This is a genomic window from Rhodococcus sp. R1101 (assembly GCF_000278445.1).
In the GTDB taxonomy this organism is placed as follows: domain Bacteria; phylum Actinomycetota; class Actinomycetes; order Mycobacteriales; family Mycobacteriaceae; genus Rhodococcus; species Rhodococcus gordoniae.
The window spans coordinates 1-26552 of the sequence record NZ_AJVB01000015.1 but is presented as its reverse complement, the minus strand read 5'-3'; the positions used below and the strand labels follow the sequence as shown (position 1 = coordinate 26552).

General features: G+C 67.2%; 28 protein-coding genes and 1 pseudogene. 13 read left to right on the top strand and 16 right to left on the bottom strand.

Translation table 11 applies throughout. The features are described 5' to 3' along the window. Positions 1–491, top strand: a 491-nt coding sequence (locus R1101_RS0102795; RefSeq protein ID WP_016931972.1) for a class I SAM-dependent methyltransferase, incomplete at its 5' end; no start/stop codon positions are given. 77 nt (positions 492–568) lie between these two features. On the opposite strand, the pseudogene R1101_RS25730 reads toward R1101_RS0102795, so the two are convergent. From R1101_RS25730 to fabG, 3 genes and pseudogenes are all read right to left on the bottom strand, one after another. After that, a pseudogene (locus R1101_RS25730) lies at positions 569–1428 on the bottom strand (endonuclease domain-containing protein). A 172-nt stretch (positions 1429–1600) separates the two neighbouring features. After that, a complete protein-coding gene (locus R1101_RS0102785; RefSeq protein ID WP_016931971.1) occupies positions 1601–2812 on the bottom strand; it encodes an acetyl-CoA C-acetyltransferase in 1212 nt (403 codons plus the stop codon). Positions 2813–2851: 39 nt separating this feature from the next. Continuing rightward, the gene (gene fabG, locus R1101_RS0102780) at positions 2852–3592 is read right to left on the bottom strand and encodes a 3-oxoacyl-ACP reductase FabG (protein ID WP_016931970.1); all 741 of its coding nucleotides are present in this window, start codon (positions 3590–3592) and stop codon (positions 2852–2854) included. Positions 3593–3759: 167 nt separating this feature from the next. Between fabG and R1101_RS0102775 the strand changes: the two genes are divergently transcribed. Then, positions 3760–4944, top strand: a complete 1185-nt coding sequence (locus tag R1101_RS0102775; RefSeq protein WP_016931969.1) for an acyl-CoA dehydrogenase family protein — start codon at positions 3760–3762, stop codon at positions 4942–4944. 54 nt (positions 4945–4998) lie between these two features. On the opposite strand, the gene R1101_RS0102770 is transcribed toward R1101_RS0102775, so the two are convergent. The 4 genes from R1101_RS0102770 to R1101_RS0102755 all read right to left on the bottom strand — a co-directional run bounded on the left by R1101_RS0102770 (position 4999) and on the right by R1101_RS0102755 (position 10146). Next, positions 4999–6654, bottom strand: a complete 1656-nt coding sequence (locus R1101_RS0102770; protein ID WP_026002804.1) for a class I adenylate-forming enzyme family protein — start codon at positions 6652–6654, stop codon at positions 4999–5001. Positions 6655–6668: 14 nt separating this feature from the next. Further along, the gene (locus tag R1101_RS0102765; RefSeq protein ID WP_016931967.1) at positions 6669–7433 is read right to left on the bottom strand and encodes an SDR family NAD(P)-dependent oxidoreductase; all 765 of its coding nucleotides are present in this window, start codon (positions 7431–7433) and stop codon (positions 6669–6671) included. A gap of 69 nt (positions 7434–7502) precedes the next feature. Next, positions 7503–8633 carry a thiolase family protein gene (locus R1101_RS0102760; RefSeq protein WP_016931966.1) on the bottom strand — a complete coding sequence of 377 codons (1131 nt, stop codon included), beginning with the start codon at positions 8631–8633 and terminating at the stop codon, positions 7503–7505. A gap of 166 nt (positions 8634–8799) precedes the next feature. Next, positions 8800–10146, bottom strand: coding sequence for an MFS transporter (locus tag R1101_RS0102755; RefSeq protein ID WP_016931965.1), 1347 nt, complete (start codon positions 10144–10146; stop codon positions 8800–8802). Between the two features lie 301 nt (positions 10147–10447). Between R1101_RS0102755 and R1101_RS0102750 the strand changes: the two genes are divergently transcribed. From R1101_RS0102750 to R1101_RS0102710, 9 genes are all read left to right on the top strand, one after another. Next, positions 10448–11692 (top strand): CoA transferase, encoded by a 1245-nt coding sequence (locus R1101_RS0102750; RefSeq protein ID WP_016931964.1) that lies wholly within the window; start codon positions 10448–10450, stop codon positions 11690–11692. Next, a complete protein-coding gene (locus R1101_RS0102745) occupies positions 11689–12882 on the top strand; it encodes an acyl-CoA dehydrogenase family protein (RefSeq protein ID WP_016931963.1) in 1194 nt (397 codons plus the stop codon). The genes R1101_RS0102750 and R1101_RS0102745 overlap by 4 nt, the downstream gene beginning before the upstream one ends. A 55-nt stretch (positions 12883–12937) precedes the next feature. Continuing rightward, entirely contained in the window at positions 12938–14095 is a 1158-nt protein-coding gene (locus R1101_RS0102740; protein ID WP_016931962.1) for an acyl-CoA dehydrogenase family protein, read from the top strand. Between the two features lie 83 nt (positions 14096–14178). Further along, on the top strand, positions 14179–14799 hold the full coding sequence (locus R1101_RS0102735; RefSeq protein WP_016931961.1) for an AIM24 family protein: 621 nt from the start codon (positions 14179–14181) through the stop codon (positions 14797–14799). A 6-nt stretch (positions 14800–14805) separates the two neighbouring features. Beyond that, positions 14806–15510 carry an AIM24 family protein gene (locus R1101_RS0102730; RefSeq protein WP_016931960.1) on the top strand — a complete coding sequence of 235 codons (705 nt, stop codon included), beginning with the start codon at positions 14806–14808 and terminating at the stop codon, positions 15508–15510. Next, positions 15507–16265, top strand: a complete 759-nt coding sequence (locus R1101_RS0102725; RefSeq protein WP_016931959.1) for an AIM24 family protein — start codon at positions 15507–15509, stop codon at positions 16263–16265. Before R1101_RS0102730 ends, R1101_RS0102725 begins: the two co-directional genes overlap by 4 nt. Positions 16266–16407: 142 nt before the next feature. After that, positions 16408–16605 carry a (2Fe-2S)-binding protein gene (locus R1101_RS0102720; protein ID WP_026002802.1) on the top strand — a complete coding sequence of 66 codons (198 nt, stop codon included), beginning with the start codon at positions 16408–16410 and terminating at the stop codon, positions 16603–16605. 48 nt (positions 16606–16653) lie between these two features. Beyond that, positions 16654–17130, top strand: a complete 477-nt coding sequence (bfr, locus tag R1101_RS0102715; RefSeq protein WP_016931957.1) for a bacterioferritin — start codon at positions 16654–16656, stop codon at positions 17128–17130. 93 nt (positions 17131–17223) lie between these two features. After that, positions 17224–17514 (top strand): GNAT family N-acetyltransferase, encoded by a 291-nt coding sequence (locus R1101_RS0102710; protein WP_016931956.1) that lies wholly within the window; start codon positions 17224–17226, stop codon positions 17512–17514. Between the two features lie 76 nt (positions 17515–17590). On the opposite strand, the gene dmpG is transcribed toward R1101_RS0102710, so the two are convergent. The 4 genes from dmpG to R1101_RS0102690 all read right to left on the bottom strand — a co-directional run bounded on the left by dmpG (position 17591) and on the right by R1101_RS0102690 (position 21260). Next, complete coding sequence (dmpG, locus tag R1101_RS0102705; RefSeq protein ID WP_016931955.1) at positions 17591–18646, bottom strand: 4-hydroxy-2-oxovalerate aldolase; 1056 nt, start codon at positions 18644–18646, stop codon at positions 17591–17593. Then, the gene (locus R1101_RS0102700) at positions 18643–19575 is read right to left on the bottom strand and encodes an acetaldehyde dehydrogenase (acetylating) (protein WP_016931954.1); all 933 of its coding nucleotides are present in this window, start codon (positions 19573–19575) and stop codon (positions 18643–18645) included. Before R1101_RS0102700 ends, dmpG begins: the two co-directional genes overlap by 4 nt. After that, positions 19572–20414 (bottom strand): 2-keto-4-pentenoate hydratase, encoded by an 843-nt coding sequence (locus R1101_RS0102695; RefSeq protein ID WP_016931953.1) that lies wholly within the window; start codon positions 20412–20414, stop codon positions 19572–19574. Before R1101_RS0102695 ends, R1101_RS0102700 begins: the two co-directional genes overlap by 4 nt. 90 nt (positions 20415–20504) lie before the next feature. Then, complete coding sequence (locus tag R1101_RS0102690; RefSeq protein ID WP_016931952.1) at positions 20505–21260, bottom strand: IclR family transcriptional regulator; 756 nt, start codon at positions 21258–21260, stop codon at positions 20505–20507. Positions 21261–21376: 116 nt separating this feature from the next. On the opposite strand from R1101_RS0102690, the gene R1101_RS0102685 reads away from it, so the two are divergent. Further along, positions 21377–21913, top strand: a complete 537-nt coding sequence (locus tag R1101_RS0102685) for a J-domain-containing protein (protein ID WP_016931951.1) — start codon at positions 21377–21379, stop codon at positions 21911–21913. Here R1101_RS0102685 and R1101_RS0102680 read toward each other — a convergent pair. Next, positions 21900–22553: a CoA transferase subunit B gene (locus tag R1101_RS0102680; RefSeq protein ID WP_026002801.1), complete on the bottom strand. Its 654-nt coding sequence runs from the start codon at positions 22551–22553 to the stop codon at positions 21900–21902. The genes R1101_RS0102685 and R1101_RS0102680 overlap by 14 nt on opposite strands. A gap of 4 nt (positions 22554–22557) precedes the next feature. Beyond that, positions 22558–23319 carry a CoA transferase subunit A gene (locus tag R1101_RS0102675; RefSeq protein ID WP_037222009.1) on the bottom strand — a complete coding sequence of 254 codons (762 nt, stop codon included), beginning with the start codon at positions 23317–23319 and terminating at the stop codon, positions 22558–22560. 201 nt (positions 23320–23520) lie between these two features. Between R1101_RS0102675 and R1101_RS0102670 the strand changes: the two genes are divergently transcribed. Then, entirely contained in the window at positions 23521–24294 is a 774-nt protein-coding gene (locus tag R1101_RS0102670) for an IclR family transcriptional regulator (protein ID WP_016931948.1), read from the top strand. Positions 24295–24301: 7 nt separating this feature from the next. On the opposite strand, the gene R1101_RS0102665 is transcribed toward R1101_RS0102670, so the two are convergent. The 3 genes from R1101_RS0102665 to R1101_RS0102655 form a co-directional block, all read right to left on the bottom strand. After that, complete coding sequence (locus tag R1101_RS0102665; RefSeq protein WP_016931947.1) at positions 24302–25123, bottom strand: HpcH/HpaI aldolase/citrate lyase family protein; 822 nt, start codon at positions 25121–25123, stop codon at positions 24302–24304. After that, the gene (locus tag R1101_RS0102660) at positions 25120–25614 is read right to left on the bottom strand and encodes a MaoC family dehydratase (RefSeq protein WP_006550752.1); all 495 of its coding nucleotides are present in this window, start codon (positions 25612–25614) and stop codon (positions 25120–25122) included. Before R1101_RS0102660 ends, R1101_RS0102665 begins: the two co-directional genes overlap by 4 nt. After that, positions 25611–26552, bottom strand: a 942-nt coding sequence (locus tag R1101_RS0102655; RefSeq protein ID WP_016931946.1) for an acyl-CoA dehydrogenase family protein, incomplete at its 5' end; no start/stop codon positions are given. The genes R1101_RS0102660 and R1101_RS0102655, both read right to left, overlap by 4 nt.

Here is a 26552-nt window from a genome sequence, read left to right as displayed (position 1 = left end):
ATCCGGATGCGGAGGTGTTCGGCTTCGACATCGATGCGCCGTCGGTCGAACTCGCCCGATCGAACCTCGCGGAAAATGCCGATGTGGCGCAACGGGTCACGTTCACGCAGTGCGATGCGTCCGAACTCCCGGAAGGAAACTTCCGTGCGGCCTTCGCATTCGAGTGCGTCCACGACATGTCGCGGCCGGTCGAGGTGCTGGCCGCAGTACGGCGTTCACTCGCACCCGGCGGCATCATGATCGTCATGGACGAAGCAGTCGCCGACACCTTCACCGCACCGGGCGACGACGTCGAACGGCTCATGTACGGCTACAGCCTCACCATCTGCCTCCCCGATGGCATGAGCCACACACCGAGCGCCGCGACGGGCACCGTCATGCGGCCCGATACCCTGCGCCGCTATGCGCTCGACGCCGGTTTCACGGAGGTCGACGTGCTGCCCATCGAGGACTTCGGGTTCTTCCGCTTCTACCTCCTCCGCACCGAATAACGGGGCCCGCCGGAACTGCGGGGAGGTTGTGGTCGCGTTCTTCGAAATACACGCACACAACCTCCCCGCAGTCCCGCTCAGACGGGCGCACCGGCAGTCCGCAGAGCACGACGCGCCCGATCGACGACGACCTCGGGGCGCCGAGGAAGGAGGTCGGCTCCGACCCGGATGACGGTCCACCCAGCTCCGACAACACCGCGTACCGGTCGATATCGCGAGTGCGCTGCGTCGGGTCGGTCCAGTGATGCGCCCCGTCGTACTCCACGAGCACCCGCCACTGCCTCCATCCCATGTCGGCACGCGCCACGAAACCGGTGTCGCCGAAGATCTCGAGCTGGGTCTCCGGTGAGGGAAGGCCGGCACGGACGAGGAGCAGACGCGTACGGGTCTCGGGCGGTGACGCAGCTCCACCGTCGACGAGGGCGAGCACCTGCGGGACGGCACCGATACCGTGCGCTCCCTTGCTCCTCGTCGCGAGTTCCTCGATCTCACGAACCTTCAGACCGGTCGCGTTGCAAAGCGCGTCGATCGTTTCGATCGCCCGGTCGAGCGGCATCCGGCGGCCGATGTCGAAGGCCGTCTGCGCGGGCGTCGTGACGACCATCCCGTCGACCACACATGTCTCCAGCCTCGGGGCGCGTCGCACCGAAATTCCGGGCACCGACCGGACGTGCTCGGCGCGGACGAGTTCGGCCGCCGCATCCGGGTCGAGCCACCCGGTGCCGTGCACGGCAGCGGCGGAGACTCCTGCGAGCACGCCGCGGCCCTGCGACCACAACCATGCCGCCTTCGCGCGCAGCAGCGGCGTCGCCGGTATTCCTCGTCGGATGTAGACGTCGCGGTGGAGATGGACGAAGTCGCGTGCGAGTCGATGCCGCGTGACGACGCCGGCAGCGAGTGCCACGCGTCCCGAGAACGGTTCGTCGAAGTCGATCACGCGCCGAGCATGCCCGGCGCGACTTACGTCCGGACGCAGCGTCGAGGGCTGGTTGTGGACAACCCGACGTCATCCCCAGGCCGGTCACCTGCGCCGAAAGAAGTTCGGGGAGGTTGTGTCCGGGTCTTTCGAAAAAACCGGACACAGCCTCCCCGAACCGGACGTCGTCTGCTTACGCGACGCGCTCGAAGATCGCGGCCAGCCCCTGGCCGCCACCGATGCACATGGTTTCGAGGCCGTAGCGGGCCTCGCGACGCTGCAGCTCGCGGGCGAGGGTGGCGAGCATGCGTCCGCCGGTCGCGCCCACGGGGTGGCCGAGCGAGATGCCGGAGCCGTGGACGTTGGTGCGCTCGAAGTCGGCCTTGCCGAATTTCCACTCGCGGGTCACCGCGAGGGCCTGCGCGGCGAATGCCTCGTTGAGCTCGATGAGGTCGACGTCGGCGAGGGTGATCCCGGCCCTGGCGAGGGCGACCTCGGTCGCCGGCACGGGTCCGATGCCCATGACCTTGGGCTCGACACCGGCGACGCCCCAGGAGACGAACCGCACCAGCGGGGTCAGGCCCAGCTCGGCGGCCTTCTCCGGGGTGGTGACGATCGCCATGGACGCGGCGTCGTTCTGGCCGCTGGCGTTGCCGGCGGTGACGGTGGCCTCGGGGTCCTGCTTACCCATGATCGGCTTCAGCTGGGCCAGGGTCTCCAGGCTGATGTCCGGGCGGGGGTGCTCGTCGGTGTCGATGACCTCGTCGCCCTTACGGCTGCTGACCGTGACGGGGATGATCTCCTCGGCGAGGATCCCGTTCTTCTGGGCGTGGACGGCACGCAGGTGTGAGTTCAGGGCCAGCTCGTCCTGCTCGTCGCGGGAGATCGAGTACTCGCGACGCAAGTTCTCGGCGGTCTCGATCATGCCGCCGGGCACCGGATAGAAGCGGCCACCGGCGGTCGAGCGGGCGCGGACCAGACCGTCGTGCATCTGCACACCGGTGCGGGCGCCGCCCCAGCGGATGTCGGTGGAGTAGAACGCCGCGTTGCTCATCGACTCGGTACCACCGGCGACGACGAGATCGTGATCGCCGTTACCGACCTGGAAGGCGGCCTGGACGACGGCCTGCAGCCCCGAACCGCAACGACGATCGATGTGCATGCCGGGCACCGTGATCGGCAGACCGGCGTCGAGGGCCACGACGCGGCCGATGGCAGGGGCCTCGCTGTTGCCGTTGCAGTGACCGAGGATGACGTCCTGAACCTGTTCGGGGGCAACACCGGTGCGCTCGAGCAGGCCCTTCAGCGCCGCGACACCGAGGTCGACTGCGGTGAGGGACTTGAACATTCCACCGTAGCGGCCGATCGGGGTACGGACCGGCTCGCAGATGACAACTTCGCGCATGATGACCTTTCGAAAGTGAACGGGTGACGGGGTGGACCGTCACATGAAGCGGCCGCCGGTGACCTCGAGGACGGTGCCGGTCATGTAGGAGGACATATCGGATGCGAGGAACAGTGCGACGGAGGCAATCTCGTCGACCTCGCCGGGACGGCCCATCGGGATCTCGCTCATCTTCTGATCCCATACCTTCTGCGGCATCGCCTCGGTCATCGCCGATCGGATCAGGCCGGGCTGGATGGCGTTGACCCGCACGCCGTGGTGCGCCATCTCCTTGGCGGCGGCCTTGGTCAGGCCGACGATGCCCGCCTTGGCGGCGGAGTAGTTGGTCTGGCCGACCATGCCGACCTTGCCGGACAGCGAGGAGATGTTGACGATCGCGCCGCGCTTGGCCTCACGCATGATCGCGGAGGCCTTGCGGGTGCCGTGCCAGGTGCCCTTCAGGTGTACCGAGACGACCAGGTCGAAGTCTTCTTCGGTCATCGTGCGCATCGTGGCGTCGCGGGTGATACCGGCGTTGTTGACCACCACGTCGAGCGAACCGAAACCGTCGACGGCCTCGGCGAGGAGGGTGTCCCAGTCGGCGGACTCGACGACGTCGGCGCGCACCGCGCGGGCCACGTCGCGGCCGCCGAGCTTCTCCGCAGCGGCGTTCGCGGCGTCGAGATCGAGGTCGCCGATCACGACACGAGCGCCGGCGTCGACGAACTCCTGCGCGATGGCGAAGCCGATTCCCTGAGCGCCACCGGTGATCACGGCGGTACGGTTCTCCAACAGAGACATCCGAGATTCCTTTCGATGGGGCACGCGACGGCCCCCGAATATGTCGATGTTTCCGAATATAACGGCGAACCGGCCGGTAGAGCGGCCCTCATCCATCGAGAATGCCTATACGGGAATGGCGCCATTCGTATTGGACACCTTCCGGCGACCACACGAAGGTTGTAGACATGACACTCTCCATCCCGTCCCCCGAGGTCGACGAAGACGACTTCCGCGAGATCCTCGCGCAGACCCGCACGTTCGTGCGCAACGTGGTCGTGCCGCGCGAGCAGGAGATCGCCGAGACCGATGCGATTCCCGAGGACATCCGCCAGGCCGCGAAGGACATGGGTCTGTTCGGCTACGCCATCCCGCAGCAGTGGGGCGGCCTCGGTCTGAATCTGCAGCAGGACGCGGAACTCGCGATGGAGCTGGGCTACACCACCTTGTCGTTGCGCTCGATGTTCGGCACCAACAACGGCATCGCCGGTCAGGTGCTCGTCAACTTCGGCACCGACGAGCAGAAGGAGCAGTGGCTCGAGGGCATCGCGTCCGGCGACGTCGTGGCCTCCTTCGCCCTGACGGAACCGGGCGCCGGCTCGAACCCGTCGGGTCTGCGCACCAAGGCCGTGCGCGACGGCGACGACTGGGTGATCACCGGTGAGAAGCGGTTCATCACCAACGCTCCGCTTGCGAACCTGTTCGTCGTGTTCGCCCGCACCCGACCGGCCGACGAGAACGGCACCGGCATCGCCGTCTTCCTCGTCCCCGCCGACACCCCCGGCGTTCGGGTGGGCAACAAGGACGCCAAGATGGGCCAGGAAGGCGCCTGGACCGCAGACGTGCATTTCGACGACGTACGCGTGCCGAACTCCGCGCTCGTCGGGGGCAGCGAGGACGTCGGGTACAAGGCCGCGATGGTCTCCCTCGCCCGCGGCCGCGTGCACATCGCCGCGCTGTCGGTCGGGCAGGCCCAGCGCGCCCTCGACGAGTCCGTCACCTACGCCGCGACCGCCACGCAGGGCGGCAACCCCATCGGCAACTTCCAGTTGGTGCAGGCGATGATCGCCGACCAGCAGACCGGCGTCATGGCCGGCCGCGCCCTCGTCCGCGACGCCGCCAAGGCGTGGGTCGAGGAGACCGACCGCCGTATCGCGCCGTCGGTGGCGAAGCTGTACTGCACCGAGATGGTCGGCAAGGTCGCCGATCTCGCGGTGCAGATCCACGGTGGCACCGGTTACATGCGTGAGGTGCCGGTCGAGCGGATCTATCGCGACGTGCGTCTGCTGCGTCTGTACGAGGGCACCAGCGAGATCCAGCGCCTGATCATCGGAGGCGGCCTCGTGAAGCAGGAGCAGAAGAAGAACTCCTGACGCAGATACGGACACGCCCCCGGCATTCGATGCCGGGGGCGTGTCCGGGCGGTGTCAGGAAACCGTCAGGCGCGAACGCAGATCCGTCTTGAGGATCTTGCCTGCAGCGGAGGTCGGAAGGGCCTCGACCATCACTACCTCGCGAATCTTCTTGTAGGGCAAGACACGTTCGGCGACGAACGCCTTCAGCTCCTCCTCGTCGACATCCTCGCCGGCAATCGGGACGACGAAGGCGACGGGCTCCTGGCCCACGGCACCGACGTCACGACCCACCACCGCGGCGGTGGACACCTTCGGGTGCGTCACCAGAATCTCCTCGAGCTCACGTGGATACACGTTGTAGCCCTTGTAGATCAACATGTCCTTCGCCCGGTCGGCGATGAACACGTAACCGTCGGCGTCCACATAGGCGATGTCGCCGGTCGCGAGCCAGCCGTCGACGTACTGCTCGGCTGTGATGTCCGGATGCCCGAGGTAACCACCGGTGACCTGGGGACCACGCACCCACAGCTCTCCCCGCTCGTCCGGCCCGAGGACGACCGACGGGTCGCCCTGCGCGCGGATCTGCACCTCGGTGTCGAAGATCGGCAGTCCGACGCTGCCGAGGCGGTATTCGGTGCCGACGACGAGCGGCATCGCCGTGACCACGCACGTGCCCTCGGTCAGCCCGTACCCCTCGGCGATACGCGCATTGGGGAATGCGCGCTCGAGACTGTCGAGGGTCACGTGGTCGATCGGCGCCGCACCGGACGCGACGACCCGCACGGTCGACAGATCCCGGACAGCGACGTCGGGGTGCTCGGCAAGCGCATGCCACATGGCGGGACTGCCCGTGATGTAACTGGCTTCGTACTGCTCGATCAGCGCGAGCATGCGACCCGGCTCGAACCGTCCCGCAAGCACCTGGGTCAGGCCGCAGGCGAGGAGGAACGAGGTGTTGATCAACGCGTGTGCGTGGAACAGCGGGGATACCACGATCGTGGCCCCGTGGGCCGGGACGACGCCCGCAACGTCCAGGCCGTCGATCGGTTCGAGCGAGATCCGCCCGTCGACGTCGGCGACCAGCTGATGGCCGGCTCGCCACGCACACATCTGGGTGACGTTTCCGACGACGTTGCGCTGCAGTACCCGCACTCCCTTCGAAATGCCGGTCGTGCCACCGGTATACGCGATGTGCGCGATGTCGTCCGGGCCGGTGACGACCGGCTCGAATGTCGTGGGACGTCCCTCCAGTGCATCACCGAAATGCACGGCACGGGAACCGTTCACCGCCTCGGCGGAGACGACTGCGATCAAGCGGACACTCGTCCCCTCCGCGGCTCGGAGCAAGGTGTCGAGTTGCGCGGCACCGGTGACCGCCACGACAGCGGAGGTCTCCTCGATCTGGCGCCGCAGACCGGGTTCGGGCTGGAGCGGATTGACCAGCGTGACCACCGCCCCCACCCGGAGCGCGCCGTAGTAGGCGATGTGGAACTCGACGCAGTTGCCCAGGTGCAGGAGAACGACGTCGCGGGCTCGCACCCCGGCCTCGTGGAGCACGCTCGCGAACTGCGCCGACCGTGCGTCGAGGTCGTTGTAGGTGAGGACCCGGTCGCCGTCGATCACTGCCGGCCGGTCGCCGTAGACGGCGGCGAGGCTCGGCGCCCACACCGCCATCGTCGTCGCCGGGTACGACAGCCTTCGCTGTGCGAGATCGGAAGCCGAAGTCATGGTCGACGCCCGGCTCAACGCGGTGCCATACGGATGGCGCCGTCGAGGCGGATGGTCTCACCGTTGAGGTAGCCGTTCTCGAGGATGTCGGTCGCGAGGCGGCCGAACTCGTCGGGGCTGCCCAGACGGGAGGGGTTGGGCACCGTCGCCTCGAGCGACTTGCGGACGTCGTCGCGCAGACGGGCGAGCAGCGGAGTGTCCATGATGCCCGGGGCGATGGTGTTGACGCGGATGCCCTTGCTGGCGAGGTCGCGTGCGGCGACGATCGTCATGCCGACGATGCCGGCCTTGGACGCCGAGTAGTTGATCTGGCCGATCTGGCCCTCGAAGGCCGCGACCGAGGCGGTCATGACGACGGCGCCGCGCTCGTCCTCGATGAGGTCGAGTTCGGCCATGCGCTCGGCGCCGAGGCGCAGCGCGTTGAACGAGCCGATGAGGTTGAGGCGGATCACGAACTCGAAGTCCTCGAGCGAACCGGCCTTGCCCTCCTTGTCGAGGACACGCATCTTGCGTCCGGCGCCGGCGCAGTGCACGACACCGCGCAGACCGCCGCGTTCGTGCGCGACATCCAGTGCTGCTGCGAACTGCTCCGAATCGGTCACGTCGCCGGGGGCGAAGACGGCGCCGTCGCCGAGCTCCTTCGCGATCTCCTCACCGTTCGAGCCGGGGAGGTCGATGAGGGTGACGTTGCCGCCGACCGCCAGGACGCGACGTGCGGTGGCGAGGCCGAGACCGGATGCTCCGCCGGTGACGGCGACGGACAGACCTTTGAGTTCCATTGTGCTTCCTTCGAGTTCGTAGCAGCTGGGTGACGAAGTGAAATCAGAACGGCTCGGAGAGCTTTCGAATCAGAGCACTTCGAGGATGGTGGCGTTGGCCATGCCGCCGGCCTCGCACATCGACTGCAGGCCGAAACGGATGCCGTTGTCGCGCATGTGGTGCACGAGGCGGGTCATGAGGATGGCACCGGATCCGCCGAGCGGGTGACCGACACCGATCGCGCCGCCGAGCGGGTTGAGGCGGTCGGGCTTCGCGCCGGTCTCGACCTGCCATGCGAGCGGCACCGGTGCGAACGCCTCGTTGATCTCGAAGGCGCCGATGTCGTCGATGGACAGGCCGGAACGCTTCAGTGCCTTCTCGGTGGCGGGGATCGGGCCGGTGAGCATGACGACCGGGTCGTCGGCGGCGACGACGGCGGTGTGGATGCGGGCGAGCGGGGTCCAGCCTTGTGCCGCAGCGTATTCGCTGGTGGTGATGAGCAGGGCACCGGCGCCGTCGGAGATCTGCGAGGAGTTGCCGGCGTGGATCACCCCGTCCTCCTTGAAGACCGCCTTCAGCTCGGCGAGCGAGTCGAGGCTGCCGCCGCGGCGGATACCCTCGTCGGTGGCGAAGTCGCCGACCGGAGCGATCTGTCCGGTGAAGGCGCCCGCGTCGGTAGCGGCCGCGGACAGTTCGTGCGAGCGCAGCGAGAATTCGTCGAGTTGCGTGCGGGAGAAGCCCCACTTCTCCGCGATCATCTCGGCGCCGATGCCCTGGCTGAAACCCGCGACCTCGAAACGGTCGAGCACGTTCTGCGGGAAGGGCCGACCGTCCTTGCCGGCGCTGCCCATCGGCACGCGGCTCATGGACTCGACACCACCGGCGATCACCACGTCGTTCTGTCCGGAGATGACGGTCGCGGCGGCGAAGGACACGGCCTGCTGGCTCGATCCGCACGCGCGGTTGATCGTGGTGGCGGGCACGGTGACCGGCCACCCGGCCGCGAACACGGCGCTGCGCGAGACGATTCCGGCCTGGTCGCCGACCTGGCTCACGCAACCCCACTGGACGTCGTCGATCGTGGCGGGGTCGAGGCCGGTCCGCTCGGCCAGCACGGTCAGCACGTGTGCGGACAGGTTGACGGGGTGGATCTCGGACAGTGCACCACCGCGACGTCCGATGGGAGAACGGACGGCGTCGACGATCACGGCATCGCGCATGCGAATCGGTCCTTTGCTGTTGCGGGACACGGCTGCCGGGCAACCGTGATGGGAAACGACGACCGGCCGGGTGGTGGTCCTCACAGTCGAGGAGACCATGCACCCGGCCGGTAGGGGAAAGTCTTTCGGCGGAAGCTTCCGTTAGGTGGAAGCTATGCCGAACCGGTCAGGCCGCGGCCCGGATGATCTTGCGATCGCGCTCCGGGTTCGCAAGGAACAGGACCAGGACCGCGGCGAGCGCACCGAGTGCACCGATGACCTGGAAGGCCGTTGCGTAGCCCTCTGCCGCAGTGGCGGCGTTGTCGACGAGGACACCCGTGCCGTAGGGGGCGACGAGACCGCCGACGGCCATCAGCGCGAGGAAGACACCCATCGTGCCGGCGGTCTGCTGCGGCGGGCACAGCTCGGAGATCGCGGCGTTGATGAGCGGGAACGCGATGGCACCGAATCCGTAACCGATGGAGACGACCGCGACGGCGAGACCCGGCGTGCCGATGGAGGGGAGGAAGACCAGGATGGTACCGCAGATGAGCACGCCGACGGCGGGCACGATGATGCGGACGACCCGCGAGCGGTAGCCCTTGGCGCTGAGACGGTCGGTGACCGTGCCCGAGCTGATCATGAGGAACAGACCGATGATGGACGGCAGGGCGAACATCGAGCCGGCCTGCAGAGCGCTGTAGCCGAGACCGACCTCGAAGTAGGACGGCAGCCAGGTCAGGACGACGGTGGTCAACGCGTAGACGACCATGATCAGGATCGCACAGCTGAGGAAGGTGCGGGTGAGGAAGATCTTCCGCCACGGTACGGACGGTTCGGTCTGCACGGCGGAGGCGGCGGTCGCGGCGCCCTTGACGGCCTTGCTGGTGTAGGGGCCTTCCTTCCAGCCGAGGAGCCAGCAGCCCATCCAGACCGCACCGAGGATCGACAGCGAGATCAGCGCGGCACGCCATCCCCACTCGACGGTGATGAAGGCCAGGACGGGAGCGAGGGCGATCTTGGCGACCGAGGCGGAACCGGCCAGGAAGGCGCCGGGCAGGCCACGCTTGGCCGGCGGGTGCCACGAGTACGCGGCGGTGTGCATGAGCGCCGAGCTCGGTCCTTCGGCGAGACCGAGCAGCATGCGCGTGACCACCAGCATCGTGAAGCTCGCGCTGACGACGAGCGGCAGCATGACCACCGACCAGATCAGGCCGAGGGCCAGCAGTGCCCAGCGGAGGGTCATGTACTTGTTCAGCGGCCCGGCGAAGAATCCGCCGACGGTGAATGTGACGAAGAACAGCGAACCGACCAGGCCGATCTGGGAGGAGCTCATTCCGAGCTCACGCGCCAGGGGCTGGGCGATGATGCCGAGGACGGCCTTGTCGGCGTAGTTGACGACGTAGAGGAAGATGACCAGGCCGGTCATGCTCCACGCGCGGCCGGGGGTCACGAGAGGTGTCGAGCCGGTCACCGGCCGGCCGGGTCCGTCGGAGGTGGCCGACTTGTCGTGCGCGATTTCGCCTGTGGTCACTGAGAGTCCCTTCAGAACTCGAGCGGGATGGCCGACTTGCGAACAATCTGCATGTCGCTGTCGGAAGAACGTCACGCCTGGCGTCTGCATGTATTGAACGTGAGCCAGGTCACCCGGCACAAAGAGCGGAAGGCGAACCAATCGATCACTGAAACCTATGACCCCTCACCGGGCGGATTCGGGCCGCATCGAGTATTGGTCTGCGCTAACCGAGCGATAGCCGATCGGCGCTGGTCCCGGCGGCAGAACCTGGGCATGCTGACTGTGCCCGAAACAATCTGCGACGACGAGCGAGCCCAGCATGAACTCCACCGCTTCCACCGACGAGCTGCCCTCGTCCACTGCACCCCTCGCGGGAGTGCGCGTGGTCGAGGTGTCCAGCTTCGTGGCCGCACCCCTGTGCGGCATGACCCTGGCCGCGCTCGGCGCCGACGTGATCCGGGTCGACCCGATCGGCGGTGCCGCCGACTACCGTCGCTGGCCGGTCACCGACGACAACGAGTCGATCTACTGGGCCGGCCTGAACAAGGGCAAGCGGTCGTTCGCAGCGGATTTCCGTAATGCGGACGCGCAGAATCTGATCCGCGACCTGATCATCGATGCCGGCGTGCTGGTCACCAACGCTGCCGGTCGCTCGTGGCTCGACTACGACGAGCTCGCCGCGATCCGCCCCGACCTGATCCACGTGCAGGTCCTCGGTCGCGCCGACGGCACCGGTGCCGTCGACTACACCGTCAACGCCGCCGCGGGTTTCCCGCAGGTCACCGGCGCCGAGAACGTCTCGACCCCGGTCAACCACGTGCTGCCCGCCTGGGACGTCTCGTGCGGCCTGTACGCCGCCCTCTCGGTCGCCTCGGCCGTCTATCGCCGCGAGATCACCGGTGCCGGAACGAAGGTCGTGCTTCCGCTCGAGGACGTCGCGTTCGCGACCGTCGGCAATCTCGGCTACATCGCCGAGGCCCAGCTCGGCCGTCCCGTCCGGGAGAAGGTCGGCAACTCCGTCTACGGCACCTACGGCGGTGACTTCGCCACCAGCGACGGCGCACGCTTCATGATCGTCGCGCTCACGCCGCGACATTTCCGCGATCTCACCGGGCTCACCGGCACCGCCGACGCCGTGGCAGCCCTCGAATCCGCACTGGGCGTGGACTTCCGCGACGAGGGCACCCGGTTCGAACACCGCCACGTGCTGAACAGCCTGTTCGGCGCCTGGTTCTCCCGCCACACCGCCGACGAGGTCGAGAAGGCCCTGGCCGGCACCTCGATCCTGCACGAGCGCTACCGCACCTTCGCCGAGCTCGCCGCCGACCCGCGCGTGACCGACAACCCGATGTTCCACAAGCTCGACCAGCCGCGCATCGGCAGCTACCACGCACCGAGCACCCCGATGTCCTTCGACGGCCGGTACCCCGAGGTCCGTCCCGCGCCGGCCAACGGCGACGACACCGCCGAGGTGCTCACCGAACATCTCGGGCTGACCGACGACGAGGTCGACGCCCTCGCAGCATCCGGCACCATCCGCATCTCCCCGAAAGAGCACGCATGACCCGCCTCGCCCAGACCCTCGGTCTGACGGAATTCCAGTCCCAGATCCTCGACACGGTCCGCACCTTCGTCGACCGCGAGATCATCCCGAACGCTCAGGAACTCGAGCACTCGGACACCTACCCGCAGGCCATCGTCGACCAGATGCGCGAGATGGGCCTGTTCGGGCTGATGATCCCCGAAGAGTACGGCGGACTCGGCGAGTCGCTGCTGACCTACGCGCTGTGCGTCGAAGAACTCGCCCGCGGCTGGATGAGCGTCTCGGGTGTCGTCAACACGCACTTCATCGTCGCGTACATGATCCGCCGGCACGGCACCGAAGCGCAGAAGCGGTACTACCTGCCGCGCATGGCCACCGGCGAGGTCCGCGGCGCGTTCTCGATGTCCGAGCCCGAACTCGGCTCCGACGTCGCTGCCATCCGCACCAAGGCCAAGCGCGACGCCGACGGCGACTACGTCATCAACGGCCAGAAGATGTGGCTGACCAACGGCGGCAGCTCCACCCTCGTCGCAGCGCTGGTCAAGACCGAGGAAGGTTCCGACAAGCCCCACAAGAACCTGACCACCTTCCTGGTCGAGAAGCCCGCTGGCTTCGGTGAGGTCGTCCCGGGCGTCACCATCCCCGGCAAGATCGACAAGATGGGCTACAAGGGCATCGACACCACCGAACTCGTCTTCGACAACTACAAGGCATCGGCCGATTCGATCCTCGGCGGTGAGCCCGGCAAGGGCTTCTTCCAGATGATGGACGGCGTCGAGATCGGCCGCGTCAACGTCTCGGCGCGTGCCTGCGGTGTCGCGATCCGCGCCTTCGAGCTCGCCGCACGGTACGCCCAGCAGCGCACCACCTTCGGCAAACCCATCGCCCAGCACCAGGCGATCTCGTTCTCCCTCGCGGAGATGGCCACCAAGGTCGAGGCGGCCCACCTGATGATGGTCAACGCCGCCCGCCTGAAGGACTCGGGTGAGCGCAACGACGTCGCCGCCGGCATGGCGAAGTACCTCACCAGCGAGTACTGCTCCGAGGTCACCCAGGCCAGTTTCCGCATCCACGGCGGCTACGGCTACTCCAAGGAATACGAGATCGAGCGTCTCATGCGCGAGGCTCCCTTCCTGCTGATCGGTGAGGGCACCAGCGAGATCCAGAAGACCATCATCAGCAAGGGCATCCTCCGCAACTACGCACTGTAATAGATTGCGCCGCAATTGGATCGGTTTCCAACCTATACATCCGGAAGGACAACGCGTGAAGCGTACGGTATTCGACGAGGATCACGAGGCGTTCCGGCAGACGGTGCGCGACTTCATCGCCAAGGAAGTCACTCCCGTCTACCACGAGTGGGAAGACGCCGGCCACCCGCCGCGCACGTTCTACAACCGCCTCGGCGAACTGGGCATCCTCGGAATCCAGGCGCCCGAGGAGTTCGGTGGCGGCGGCGAGTCGTCACTCAAGTTCAACGTTGTCGTCGCCGAGGAAACCTCCGCTGCCGGCGTGACGTTCGGCTCGTACTCGGTGCACTCGAACCTGATCCTGCCGTACCTCATGGAAAACGCCACCGACGAGCAGAAGCAGCGGTGGATCCCCGGATTCGCTTCGGGCGAGCTGATGTTCGCGATCGCAATGACCGAGCCCGGCACCGGTTCCGACCTCGCCAACATCGCGACCACCGCGAAGCTGTCGGAGGACGGCAGCCACTACGTCGTCAACGGCGCGAAGACGTTCATCACGGGCGGCGCCCTCGCCGATCGCATCCTCGTGGTGTGCCGGACGACTCCGTTCGATCCCGACAACCGTCGCGGTGGTCTGTCGATCCTGGTCGTCGACACCACCTCCGACGGTTTCTCCGTCGGACGCAAGCTCGACAAGATCGGCCTCAAGGCCTCCGACACCGCCGAACTGTCGTTCGACGACGTGAAGGTGCCCGTCACCGATCTGCTCGGCAAGGAGGGTGAGGCCTTCTCGTACCTGACGCAGAACCTCGCCCAGGAACGCCTGACGATCGCGTTCGGTGCTGCCGCCACCGCCGCGGCCGCCATCCAGCACGCGATCGCATACACCAAGGAGCGCAAGGTTTTCGGCAAGCCCGTCGCCTCGTTCCAGAATTCCAAGTTCGTGCTCGCCGAGTGCTCGACGGAACTGCAGGCGATGCAGATCATGGTCGACAACGCGATCGAGCTCAACGACCGCGGTGAGCTGTCGGTGGCCGACGCGGCCCGCGCGAAGCTGTTCTCGACCGAGGCGGCCGGCCGCATCATCGACAAGTGCCTGCAACTGCACGGTGGGTACGGATACATCACCGAATACCCCATCGCGCGCCTGTACGCGGACACCCGTGTCAGCCGCATCTACGGCGGCACCAGCGAGGTCATGAAGACGATCATCGCCAAGGATCTCGGCCTGTAGGTCTGCTGAACCATTTCGGTGGAGTGGACCCCGCGACCCGGGGTCCACTCCACCGAAGTCTTTTCCGGCTATCGTCTTGCCCCATGCAACTGCTCGTGAAATCGAAACGGGTCATCGAGGCTCGGCTCAGTAATTCCGCGGTCCGGGCACTGTCCGGGTCGATGGTGGCCTACGAGGGACAGATCACTTTCAAGTCCGCCGGGTTCGGCGGTGGCGAAGGCGTTCTCGCCGGTCTGCGGCAACGTGCGACCGGCGAGGGCCTGTCCCTCATGGAATGCGCCGGCACGGGCGTCGTGTATCTCGCGCACCAGGCGCAGGACGTCACGATCCTGGAGTTGAACAACGAGACCCTGCAGGTCGAATCCGAGCAGCTGCTCGCCCTGAGCGGAAACCTGAACACCGACGTCACCTTCGCAGGCCTGCGTGGCGGCATGAGCGGGCAGGGGCTGTTCACCACCACCGTCACCGGCACCGGACAGGTCGCGTTGCTGTCGGCCGGGGGTCCGCTCATCCATCTCGAGGTATCGCCACAGTATCCGCTCGTCGTCGATCCCGACGCCTTCGTGTGCGCGAAAGGCCAACTCTCGCAGTCGTTCGTCACCGACGTGTCGTGGCGCTCGGCCATCGGCCAGGGCAGCGGCGAGGCGTTCTCCTTGAAATGGGACGGCGTGGGCGTCGTCTCCATCCAGCCGGCGGAACGGTAGGAACAGATGAGCTTCACGAAGATCAACGGCAAGGTCGTCCGTGTCGACCTGCGGCAGTCCGGTCCCGTCGTGGCACGGCGCGGCGCGATGCTGTTCTACACCGGCAACGTGCGGTTCTCCCCTCACGGCGTTCCCGGCGGGGCCGGGGGTGCGCCCGGCCTCGGCGGACTCGCCGGCATGGCGGGGCGCATGCTGCAGGGTGAGCACGAGGCCACGATGCTCGCGCAGGGCGACGGTGTCGTGCACTACGGCTTCCGTGGACTCGAGACACACATTGTCGACATGTCCGCCGGCGGGGAACTGTGCGTGGAGGCGTCCCGCCTGCTCGCTCACACACCCGGACTGCAGTCCGCCGTCGTCTCGGTGGCCGCAGCCTCCGGTGGCGGCGGTGGCGGTGGGGGTCTGCTCGGTGCGCTGCGGGGCGCGGCCACCGGCGCGATGACCGGCACGGGCATGTTCACCACCCGGCTGACCGGCCAGGGTGCGGCGGTGCTGCTCGCCCACGGCGGAGTGTTCGAGCTGCAGGTGGGGGGCCCGACTCCGGTGGTCGTCGACCCGCAGGCGTTCGTGGCGTCCTACGGCGCGGTCCGCACCGAGCTGAAGTCCTCGATGAGCTGGCGGAACGTCGGGCGCACCGGCGGGGAGGCCATGCAACTCGAGTGCACCGGTCAGGGAATCGTCTACGTGCAGGCATCGGAGGAGAAACTGTGAGTACCATCCTGAATCCCTCGAGCTTCACGGGCAGCGACAACGTGCCCGGCAACTCGTACGCCTACTGCATCGACCTGCAGTCGCCGTGGTTCCTGTCGAAGGGCGCGATGATCGCCTACTACGGGCAGATGCAGTTCTCGGCGCTCACCCACGGTTTGCAGGGCGGCCTGCTGCAGATGGTGGCGCAGCAGTTCTCGGCGCCGCTCTATCTCGGCGACTACGTCGTCGCCGAGGGCTTCGGGAAGCTGATCCTCGGCGACCGCGGCTACGACATCAACTCCTACGACCTCGACGACGGCAACCTCACCATCCGTCAGGCGAACCTGCTCGCGTTCGAGCCGGGCCTGTCGTTGAACCAGTCGATCGTGCCGGGCTTCCTCACCCTGATCGGCACGGGCCGGTTCCTCGCGTCGTCGAACGGCCCGGTGATGTTCGCCGAACCGCCGTTGCGGGTCGATCCGGAGGCGCTGGTCGGATGGGCCGACTGTCCGTCTCCCAGCCACCACTACGACGAATCGTGGATCACCGGCTTCGTCTCTGCCGGGGCGCGCCGTTTCGGGGTGCAGTCGGGCGAGGAGCGGCAATTCGATTTCACCGGTGCGGGCACCGTCCTGATCCAGTCCAGCGAGAAGGTCCTCGACGATTCACCGCTGGTGCGCACGATCGAGAACCAGATCCCGGGCCTCACGTCGCCGGGACTACAGCGGATCAACCAGGTGGTGTCGCAACAGATGCAACAACAGCAACAGCTGTGACACACCCTGGCGGGGAACTGGGTACAACACCGATCCGCACCCCTCGTTCTGTGACTACGCTCACAAGCTAGGCTAGCCTAAGCCGGTGTAAGGTTTGGACTACCTAAGTGAGTGTTCCCTCGGTCGCAGAAAGGTGGCTCTGATGATCGTCTGCAGTTGCCACGCTCTTACCCACCACCACATCGAGGCCGAGGTGGCTGCGGGAGCACGGTGCACCCGCGAGGTGAGTGCCAAGTGCCGTGCCGGCACCGATTGCGGCAGCTGCGTCCGGAACATCTCGGCGATCATCCGGCAGGCACGCGGGCGGAATGAGACCATCGAACTCGAGACCGCCGTGTAGCCAGCCCCTACCCGGCGGTAAACCTGATGGTTCACCCCGGGAGGTGCCATGAAGGGCGACAAGAAGGTCATCGAGTTGCTCAACGAACAACTCACCGCCGAGCTCACCGCGATCAACCAGTACTTCCTGCATTCGAAGATGCAGGACAACCGCGGATGGGCGAAACTCGCGAAACACACCCGCGACGAGTCGTTCGACGAGATGCGTCACGCCGAGAGACTCACCGATCGGATTCTGTATCTCGACGGGCTCCCCAACTACCAGCGCCTCGGGGCGTTGCGTCTGGGCCAGACCGTCAAGGAGATGCTCGAGGCCGACCTGCAGGTGGAGATCGAGGCCCGCGACCGGCTCCGGAAGGGATCGGAGTACATGCGCTCGGTCAGCGACATCACCTCGGCCAACATCTTCGAGGAGATCCTCGCCGACGAGGAGGAACACATCGACTATCTCGAAACCCAGCTCGATCTGATCGAGCAGCTCGGTGAGCCGTTGTACCTCGCCCAGCACATCTCTCCGCCGGAATAACCCGGCACGACGGAACGGGCCGCGGCACTGCGCCGCGGCCCGTTTCTCTATGCTGTGGGACACACCAGCCCGTCGTCGGTGGAGAGGAAGACCATGAGCGATTCGTCCGTGACCGTGGTGCACAACGCCGAGAAGCAACGTTACGAAGTCCGGGACGACGACGCCGTCATCGGGTACACGCAGTACCACCCCGACGACGACGGTCGCCTCGTCTTCGACCACACCGAGATCGACAAGGGCTACTCCGGGCAGGGACTCGGGGGTACACTCGTCGGTTTCGCTCTCGACGACGTCCGTGAACGCGGCAAGCGCATCGTCGCGATCTGCTCGTACGTCGACAAGTTCGTCACCGAACACCCCGACTACCAGGATCTGACTGCCTAGACATGCACGCGGGCGCGGCACGACCGGATGGGTCGTGCCGCGCCCGACGCAGCTGTTCCGGTCGGATGCGACCGGATCAGTGTCCTGCGCGGTTGCGCAGGTCGAGTGCGACGTCGGTGATCATGTCCTCCTGACCACCGACGAGCCCGCGGCGGCCGATCTCGACGAGGATGTCGCGGGTGTCGAGACCGTAGATGCTCGCGGCAGTCTCGGCGTGACGCAGGAAGCTCGAGTACACGCCGGCGTAGCCGAGGGTGAGGGTCTCGCGGTCGACCTGAACCGGACGGTCCTGCAGCGGACGCACGAGATCGTCGGCGGCGTCCTGCAGCCCGAACAGATCGCAGGAGTGCTTCCAGCCGAGCAGGTCGGCGACGGCGACGAACGGCTCGATCGGGCAGTTGCCGGCACCGGCACCGTGTCCGGCCAGCGATGCGTCGACGCGGATGACGCCTTCCTCGACGGCACACACGGAGTTGGCGACCGACAGCGACAGGTTCTGGTGCGCGTGGATGCCGATCTGAGTGGTCTCGTTCAGGACCTCACGGTAGGCACGCACACGCTCGCGGACACCGTCCATCGTGAGGCGTCCGCCGGAGTCGGTGACGTAGACGCAGTCGGCACCGTAGGACTCCATGAGCTTCGCCTGCCGGGCGAGCTCCTCGGACGGAGCCATGTGCGACATCATCAGGAAGCCGGACACGTCCATGCCGAGTTCCTTCGCCGCGGCGATGTGCTGCGCGGAGACGTCGGCCTCGGTGCAGTGCGTCGCGATACGCACCGACCGCACGCCGATCTCGTAGGCGCGCTTCAGCTCGTGGACGGTTCCGATTCCGGGCAGGAGCAGCGTGGTGAGAGTCGCCGAGTTGATCGCTCCCGCTGCGGCTTCGAGCCACTCCCAGTCGGTGTTGCTGCCGGGGCCGTAGGTCAGGGAGTGACCGGCGAGACCGTCGCCGTGCGACACCTCGATGGCGTCCACACCGGCACGGTCGAGCGCACCGGCGATCTTCGCGACGTCCTGCGGCGTGATGCGGTGACGGATGGCGTGCATGCCGTCGCGCAGGGTCACGTCCTGGATGTACAGAGCCGTTCCGTCGCCTGCGAATTCGCGAGTCGTCGTCGTTGCCGCGGTCATGCCGTCACCTGATCCTTCGTGCGTGCCGCTACGGCGCGTGCGACCTGCAGCGCCGCAGAGGTCATGATGTCGAGATTGCCCGCGTACTCGGGCAGATAGTGTGCTGCGCCCTTGACCTCGAGGAACACCGCGACCTTCCACAGGGGACCGGTGTGGTCGGTGAGCGTCGCCATGGACTCGGTGACCTCGGTGAACTGCACCTCCTGCTTGAGGGCGTAACCGGGCACGTACTCCTGGACCTTCGCGACCATCGCTTCGACGGACGCGACGATCTCGTCCTTGCGGTCCTCGCCGACGAGCGCGAGCACGGTGTCGCGCATGATCATCGGCGGTTCGGCCGGGTTGAGGATGATGATCGCCTTGCCGCGCGTGGCACCACCGATCTTCTCGATGGCCTGCGAGGTGGTCTCGGTGAACTCGTCGATATTGGCGCGGGTACCGGGACCGGCCGACTTCGAGGAGATCGAAGCGACGATCTCGGCCCAGTGCACCTTGGTGACCTGGGAGATAGCGGCGACGATCGGGATCGTCGCCTGTCCACCGCAGGTGACCATGTTGACGTTCGGCGCGTCCAGATGCTCGGTGAGATTCACCGGCGGCACCGTGTACGGGCCGATCGCGGCCGGCGTGAGGTCGATGAGCATCTTCCCGTGCGGGCGCAGGAGCTTCTCGTTGTATTCGTGTGCCTTCGCCGACGTCGCGTCGAAGACGATCTCGATCTCGTCGAACCGGGGGTGTTCGAGGAGGCCCTCGACGCCCGTGGAGATGGCATCGATACCGAGACGCTTCGCGCGGGCGAGTCCGTCGGACTCGGGATCGATACCCACGAACGCGACGGTCTCGAGTTCGGCGTCCGCCAGTCGCTTGATCTTGATGAGCAGGTCGGTGCCGATGTTGCCCGACCCGATGATGGCAACCTTGGTGGTCATGAGTTCTCCTGTGCGGTGGAGCTTTCGGAAGAGAAACGCGCTGTCACGGTGCCGAGCGAGGAGATCTCGGCGCGGACCGTGACACCGGGGGGTGCCGGAACCATGGGGCCGAGTGCGCCCGACAGCACGACCTGCCCTGCGCGCAGGGGCTGCCCGAACTCGCGTGCCGTGCGAGCGAGCCACAGCAACGCGTTCAGGGGATCGCCGAGGCACGCCGCGCCGGTCCCCTCGGAGACGAGTTCGTCGTCGACGTACATCCGCATGGTGACGTCGATCGGCTCGAACTCGTCGAGGGTGAGCGTCTGCGAGCCGAGCACGTAGAGGCCGCTGGAAGCATTGTCGGCGACGGTGTCGGTGATCTTGATGTCCCAGCCGTCGACGCGGCTGTCGACGATCTCGAGTGCGGCGACCGCGTGCCCGACGGCGGCCCGGACAGTCGCGAGATCGAGATCGTCCGAGTCGAGGTCGGCGGCGAGGACGAATGCGATCTCGGCTTCGGCCTTCGGCTGGAGCAGACGGTCGCTGGGCACCTCGTCGAGGCCGGTGACGTCCATGTCGTCGAAGAGCACGCCGAAGTCGGGACGATCGACACCGAGCTGCCCCTGCACCGCCGGGGACGTCAGGCCGATCTTGCGGCCGACGATGCGGGCGCCCGCGGCGAGCCGGCTGTCGGTGAGCTGCTGCTGCACCGCGTACGCCAGGTCGATGTCGGTCTCCCCGATCAGATCGCGGACCGGGCCACACGGCACGGCGCTGCGCATGGCCTCGATGAGGCGGTCTGCCGCGCCGGCGACGCGGGTGCGATCCGCCACGGATGGGGTGTTGGAGCTCGTAGTCATCACGTCCTCGTCCTTCGATGGTCGATCCCATCGTTACCGGGACACACGCTCCGGCATAGCGTGCGGTTCCGGTGAGTGGAACGCTCGGCCTCACAAGTTGCGGATGGCCTCGCGACGGGCGTGGGTGGCAGCGATGCCCGCGGCGGCGGCCTTCACCGCACCCCCGTGCTTCTCGGGACGGAATCGGGTGACCGGACCGGTGACGCTCACCGCCGCGATCGGGCGCTCGTCCTCGTCGAAGATCGGGGCGGCGACACAGGCGAGGCCGACGGCGGACTCCTCGAATTCGAACGCCACGCCACGCTCCACCACGGTCGCCAGGTTCGCGCCGAGCCGGCCGGGTGTCGTGATGGTCCGGGGAGTCTTGCGCGACAAGCCGGCCTCGACCACCTCCGCCAGCAGTTCCGGTGGGGAGAACGCGAGAAGAGCCTTGCCGATCCCGGTGCAGTACATGGGCATTCGCCCGCCGATCCGGGACGGCGTGGAGGCGGGTCGATGCCCGCCGATCTTCGAGACGTAGACGACCTCGACTCCTTCGGGGACACCGAGGTGCACGGTCTCGTGGGTGCGCTCGTACAGATCCTCCATGAACGGGATCGCGACCTCGACCAGCCCCCGCTCGACGGAGGCACGCAGACCGAGTTCGAAGAGCTGACCGCTCAGGCGGTATCCCGCCGGATCCTTGTCGAGCAGGCGGACGGCGACGAGATCGGTGGCGACGCGGTGCAACGTCCCCTTCGGCAATCCGGTACGCCGGCCCAGTTCGGCGAGGGTGAGCACATGGTCGTCCGCGGTGAACGCCCACAGCACGGTGACGACCTTGCCGAGCACCGTGTTGGTGTCCACCCCGTCGCCCGGCGGGCGGGCATGCACCGGCGACTCGCGTTGTCCTTCCACGTGGCTCAGGTTAGGACACCACGCACCGCACCCGGGACGGGCGCCCGCGCTGGCATCCTGGATGTGTGACCGAGCGCAAGCGGTGGGATCTGACGTTCGAGACGTGGATCGAACGGCAGATCCGCGTGGCGCAGGACCGGGGCGATTTCGACGATCTGCCCGGTTACGGCAAACCCATCCCCGACCACGGCGACGACGATCTGTGGTGGGTGAAGAGTTATCTGGCGCGTGAGGGTCTGTCGACGGAGGCGCTGCTGCCGCCCGAACTGCAATTGCGGCGCGAGATCGAGCGGCTGCCCGGCACGGTCGGCTCGGCGCCCAGCGAGAAGGTGGTGCGCGACATCGTCTCCGATCTCAACCGGCGGATCGCCGACTGCCTGCGTTTCCCGAGCGGCCTGCCCGTACCGATCCACAAGGTCGACGCCGAGGAGATGGTGGAGGTGTGGAAGGTCGAGCGGGCACGTCGTCGCGAGGAGGCCCGCACGGCCCTGAACTCGACGCGACCCCGGCTCGAGACGGAGTCCGAGACCGGGGTCGCGCGGAGAAGGTGGATCTTCCGGTGGTTCCGCAGGCGGAACCGGCCCGTCGTCAGGGAAGGGTGAGCGGTGCTCCGGTCGCGGCGCGCACCTGTTCCTCGGTGACGCCGGGAGCGCACTCGGTCAGGACGAGGCCGTCGGCGGTCACGTCGATCACCGCGAGGTTGGTGACGATGCGCTGGACCACGCCCTCACCGGTGAGCGGCAGCGAGCACTCCGAGACGATCTTCGGGTTGCCCTGCTTGTCGGTGTGCTCCATGAGCACGATGACCGTGCGGGCCCCGTGGACGAGATCCATCGCCCCGCCCATGCCCTTGACCATCTTGCCGGGCACCATCCAGTTCGCCAGATCACCGGTGGCCGAGACCTCCATGCCGCCGAGCACCGCGGTGTCGATGTGGCCGCCGCGGATCATGCCGAAGCTCAGCGCCGAGTCGAAGAAGGCCGCGCCTGGATCGACCGTCACGGTCTCCTTGCCGGCGTTGATCAGGTCGGGATCGACGGCGTCCTCGGTCGGGTACGGCCCGGTGCCCAGGATGCCGTTCTCGCTGTGCAGGGTCACGTGCACACCCTCGGGCAGGTAGTTGGGGATCAGCGTCGGCAACCCGATGCCGAGGTTGACGTACTCCCCCGGAGCGAGTTCGCGTGCGGCTCGCTCGGCCATCTGCGTGCGCGTCCAGCCCAGTGTCTCGACAGCTGTTGTCATGTCTCTACGCTCCCTTCCCGGCGCTGACGGTGCGCTTCTCGATCTGCTTGTCCTGGACACCGGTGTGCACGACCCGGTTCACGAAGATGCCCGGCAGGTGCACCTCGCCGGGATCGATCTCGCCCGGCTCGACGAGTTCCTCGACCTGGGCGATGCACACACGGCCGGCCATGGCGGCGAGCGGATTGAAGTTCATCGCGGCCTTGTTGAACACGAGGTTGCCCTCGGTGTCGCCGCGCAGGGCGTGCACGAGCGAGAAGTCGGCGGTGATGGACTCCTCGAGCACGTACCGCTTGCCGCGGAACTCGCGGATCTCCTTCGCCGGGGATGCCACGGCGACCGATCCGTCGGCGTGGTACCTCCAGGGCAGTCCGCCCTGCGAGATGGGGGTGCCGACGCCGGCGGGGGTGAAGAAGGCGGGGATGCCGGCGCCACCGGCGCGGAGCTTCTCGGCGAGGGTGCCCTGCGGGGTCAGCTCGACCTCGAGCTCACCCGAGAGGTACTGCCGGGCGAATTCCTTGTTCTCACCGACATATGACGCGGTGACCCGGCGGATACGCTTGTCTGCCAGCAGGATTCCGAGTCCGTGGCCGTCGACGCCGCAGTTGTTGGAGAACACCTCGAGGTCGGTGGCCCCGGTGTCGGCGATGGCCTGGATCAGGATGTCGGGGATACCGCACAATCCGAATCCGCCCACCGCGAGCGTCGCACCGTCACGGATGTCGGCGACGGCCTCCGCCGCCGTCTCGAACACTTTCGTTGCCAACTCTCACCTCTCGGATTCCGGGGGAGCCGCCGAGCTCCGCTGGATGAATCACGTCCACTGGATGAACGCAGTCACATGCTCGGCTTCTACTAAAGATCTTGCAGGTGGCGAACACAAGGTCCTGGCGTAATCTCTCGGAAATTGGTCGTTCATCGAACGGAGACGCTATATGCGTTCACTGGGTGGACGTAGAATCGAGGCATGTCGTCCGATGCACGGGGTCAACTGGTCACGCGGATCGCCGCTCTGCTGCGCACCGTCTCGTCGCACGAACCGGAAGGGGTGACGACCTCGGAGGTCGCCCGAAGCACCGATCTCGCCCGGCCCACGGTGCACCGGCTGCTCAGCTCGCTCGCCGACGAGGGACTCGTCGACCGGGATTCGGCGTCGGGACGCTGGGCCCTCGGACCCGAGCTCTACCTGCTGGGATCGCTCGCCTCGGTGCGCTACGACATCACCGATCTCGCAGGCGACGTGCTGCGCGATCTGGCGCGCGCGACCGGCGAGAGCGCCTTCCTCTCGGCGCGACGGGGCGACGAGACCGTATGTCTGGCGATGGAGGAGGGCAGCTTCCCCCTGCGCTCGCACGTGCTCCACATCGGGATCCGGTTCCCGCTCGGGGTGGCGTCGGCGGGGCTGGCGATCCTCGCGCACATGCCCGATCAGGAGATCGAGGCGTATCTGTCGCGGGCGGATCTCACGGAGGACTGGGGACCGGACCATGCGCGACCCGCACTGGAGAAACGGATCGAGGCGACACGGCTGGCCGGCTACGCCGTCAATCCGGCGCTGATCGTCGAGGGCAGTTGGGGAATGGGCGCCGCGGTGTTCGATCACCGCGGCGCCCCGACCTGGGCATTGAGTCTGACCGGCGTGGAGAGCCGGTTCCGGCCCGATCGTGTGCCCGAACTCGGTGAGGCCCTGCTCGACAGCGCCCACCGTCTCACTCAGTCGTTGCGTCACCGTCCCCGGTGACGCGCGGTCATGTCGAGGCGGCAGCCGACGCGCGCTGCAGCACGCGCTCGGCGTGGCGCAGCACCGGGGCGTCGACCATCTTCCCTTCGAAATCGAAGACGCCGCGCTCCGATTCGGCGGCCTCGAGGACACGTCGCGCCCACGCCTCCTCCTCCGGTGTGGGGGCGTATGCCCGGCGGACCACGTCGACCTGGCTCGGGTGGATCGACACCTTGATGTCGAATCCGACGGCCACGGCGTCGAGCGCCTCCTCGTACAGGCCGTCGGTGTCCTTGATGTCCAGATACACCGAGTCGAGCGCCCAGCGGGCGTGACCCTTCGCGGCGAGCAGGGTCACCGACCGGGCGTGCTGCGCCACCGCCCGGTACGTCCCGTCGGCGCGGCGGCTCGCGTTGCCACCGAGTCCTGCGACGAGATCCTCGGCACCCCACATCATTCCGAGGGTGTTCTCGGCGACGGCGATGTCCTCGACCGCGAGCACCCCGAGGGGCGACTCGATGAGCGCGACCACCTCGAGCGGTGCGAGTGAGCGCACCTCGTCGCCGCTCTCGCACTTGGGCAGCATGACCCGCGTGTACGACGTGCGGCGCAGCGCCTCGAGATCGGCCTCGTGGTCGGCCGTGCCCACCGGGTTGACCCGCACCACGGTGCGTTCGGGGTCGAGCGGCGTGGCGATCAGCGCCTCACGGGCGGCCTGCTTGTCGGCCGGTGCGACGGCATCCTCGAGGTCGAGGATCACCACGTCGGAACGTTCCGCGGCCTTGCCGTAGCGCTCCGGGCGATCGGCGGGACAGAACAGCCATGCGGGGCCGGGAAGCTCCCAGGTCATGTCGTGGGCCTCTTCTGGACGAGGGTCTTGCGCACGGCGACGGCGACGACGTCGCCGTGCTGGTTGCGACCGGTGTGCTCGAGGGTGACGATGCCCTCCCCCGGACGGCTCTTCGACTCACGCTTGTCGACGATCTTCGTCTCGGCGTAGAGCGTGTCGCCGTGGAACAACGGCTTGGGGAAGGAGATCTCGGAGAAGCCGAGGTTCGCGACGATCGTGCCCTGCGTGAGCTGGGCGACCGACAGTCCCACGATCGTCGAGAGCGTGAACATCGAATTGACCAGACGCTCACCGAAACTCGTCTCGGCGGCGTAGGCGGCGTCGAGGTGCAGCGCCTGCGTGTTCATCGTCTGCGTCGTGAACAGCGTGTTGTCGGCCTCGGTGATCGTGCGGCCGGGGCGGTGCTCGTAGATCGCGCCGAGTTCGAACTCCTCGAACCACAGTCCGCGCTGGACGATCCGCTTCTCCACGGTGGTGTCGGTCTCGCTCACAGTCCCAGCTCCCGCCCGACGAGCATGAGCTGCACCTCGGTGGTGCCCTCACCGATCTCGAGGATCTTGCTGTCGCGGTAGTGCCGGGCGACGGCGTACTCGTTCATGAAGCCGTAGCCGCCGTGGATCTGCGTCGCGTCGCGGGCATTGTCCATCGCGGCCTCGGACGCGACGAGCTTGGCGATCGCGGCCTGCTTCTTGAACGGCCTGCCGGCGAGCATCGCCGCGGCCGCGTCGTAGTAGGCGGTACGCGCGGTGTGGGCGCGCGCCTCCATGCGTGCGATCTTGAAGGCGATGGCCTGGTTGCTGCCGATCGGGCTACCGAACGCCTCGCGTTCCTTGGCGTACTTCACCGATTCGTCGACGCAGCCCTGGGCAGCGCCGGTCGACAGTGCGGCGATGGCGATGCGTCCCTCGTCGAGGATGCGCAGGAAGTTGGCGTAACCGCGGCCCCGCTCGCCGAGGAGGTTCTCCTCGGGGACCCGCACGTCGGCGAAGGTCAACGGATGCGTGTCGGAAGCGTTCCAGCCGACCTTGTTGTAGGCGGGCTCGGCGGTGAAGCCCGGAGTGGAGGCCGGCACGAGGATCGTGGAGATCTCCTTCTTGCCGTTCTCCCGCACACCGGTGACAGCGGTGACCGTCACCAGCGAGGTGATGTCGGTGCCCGAGTTGGTGATGAACTGCTTGTTGCCGTTGATGACCCACTCGCCGTTCTCGAGCTTGGCGGTGGTCTTCGTGCCACCGGCGTCGCTGCCCGCACCCGGCTCGGTGAGACCGAAGGCCGCGAGGTTGCGACCACTCGCGAGCTGCGGCAGCCACTCCTGTTTCTGCTTCTCGTTGCCGAAGCGGTAGATCGGCATCGCGCCGAGCGAGACACCGGCCTCGAGGGTGATGGCGACGGACTGGTCGACCTTGCCGAGCTCTTCGAGCGCGAGGCA

What these genes read in the sequence shown, in the direction of transcription:
- R1101_RS0102785 (WP_016931971.1), bottom strand. Translation starts at nt 2,812, where the DNA reads ATGCGCGAAGTTGTCATCTGCGAGCCGGTCCGTACCCCGATCGGCCGC.
- fabG (WP_016931970.1), bottom strand. Translation starts at nt 3,592, where the DNA reads ATGTCTCTGTTGGAGAACCGTACCGCCGTGATCACCGGTGGCGCTCAG.
- R1101_RS0102775 (WP_016931969.1), top strand. Translation starts at nt 3,760, where the DNA reads ATGACACTCTCCATCCCGTCCCCCGAGGTCGACGAAGACGACTTCCGC.
- R1101_RS0102770 (WP_026002804.1), bottom strand. Translation starts at nt 6,654, where the DNA reads ATGACTTCGGCTTCCGATCTCGCACAGCGAAGGCTGTCGTACCCGGCG.
- R1101_RS0102765 (WP_016931967.1), bottom strand. Translation starts at nt 7,433, where the DNA reads ATGGAACTCAAAGGTCTGTCCGTCGCCGTCACCGGCGGAGCATCCGGT.
- R1101_RS0102760 (WP_016931966.1), bottom strand. Translation starts at nt 8,633, where the DNA reads ATGCGCGATGCCGTGATCGTCGACGCCGTCCGTTCTCCCATCGGACGT.
- R1101_RS0102750 (WP_016931964.1), top strand. Translation starts at nt 10,448, where the DNA reads ATGAACTCCACCGCTTCCACCGACGAGCTGCCCTCGTCCACTGCACCC.
- R1101_RS0102745 (WP_016931963.1), top strand. Translation starts at nt 11,689, where the DNA reads ATGACCCGCCTCGCCCAGACCCTCGGTCTGACGGAATTCCAGTCCCAG.
- R1101_RS0102735 (WP_016931961.1), top strand. Translation starts at nt 14,179, where the DNA reads ATGCAACTGCTCGTGAAATCGAAACGGGTCATCGAGGCTCGGCTCAGT.
- R1101_RS0102730 (WP_016931960.1), top strand. Translation starts at nt 14,806, where the DNA reads ATGAGCTTCACGAAGATCAACGGCAAGGTCGTCCGTGTCGACCTGCGG.
- R1101_RS0102720 (WP_026002802.1), top strand. Translation starts at nt 16,408, where the DNA reads ATGATCGTCTGCAGTTGCCACGCTCTTACCCACCACCACATCGAGGCC.
- bfr (WP_016931957.1), top strand. Translation starts at nt 16,654, where the DNA reads ATGAAGGGCGACAAGAAGGTCATCGAGTTGCTCAACGAACAACTCACC.
- R1101_RS0102710 (WP_016931956.1), top strand. Translation starts at nt 17,224, where the DNA reads ATGAGCGATTCGTCCGTGACCGTGGTGCACAACGCCGAGAAGCAACGT.
- dmpG (WP_016931955.1), bottom strand. Translation starts at nt 18,646, where the DNA reads ATGACCGCGGCAACGACGACGACTCGCGAATTCGCAGGCGACGGAACG.
- R1101_RS0102700 (WP_016931954.1), bottom strand. Translation starts at nt 19,575, where the DNA reads ATGACCACCAAGGTTGCCATCATCGGGTCGGGCAACATCGGCACCGAC.
- R1101_RS0102695 (WP_016931953.1), bottom strand. Translation starts at nt 20,414, where the DNA reads ATGACTACGAGCTCCAACACCCCATCCGTGGCGGATCGCACCCGCGTC.
- R1101_RS0102680 (WP_026002801.1), bottom strand. Translation starts at nt 22,553, where the DNA reads ATGACAACAGCTGTCGAGACACTGGGCTGGACGCGCACGCAGATGGCC.
- R1101_RS0102670 (WP_016931948.1), top strand. Translation starts at nt 23,521, where the DNA reads ATGTCGTCCGATGCACGGGGTCAACTGGTCACGCGGATCGCCGCTCTG.
- R1101_RS0102665 (WP_016931947.1), bottom strand. Translation starts at nt 25,123, where the DNA reads ATGACCTGGGAGCTTCCCGGCCCCGCATGGCTGTTCTGTCCCGCCGAT.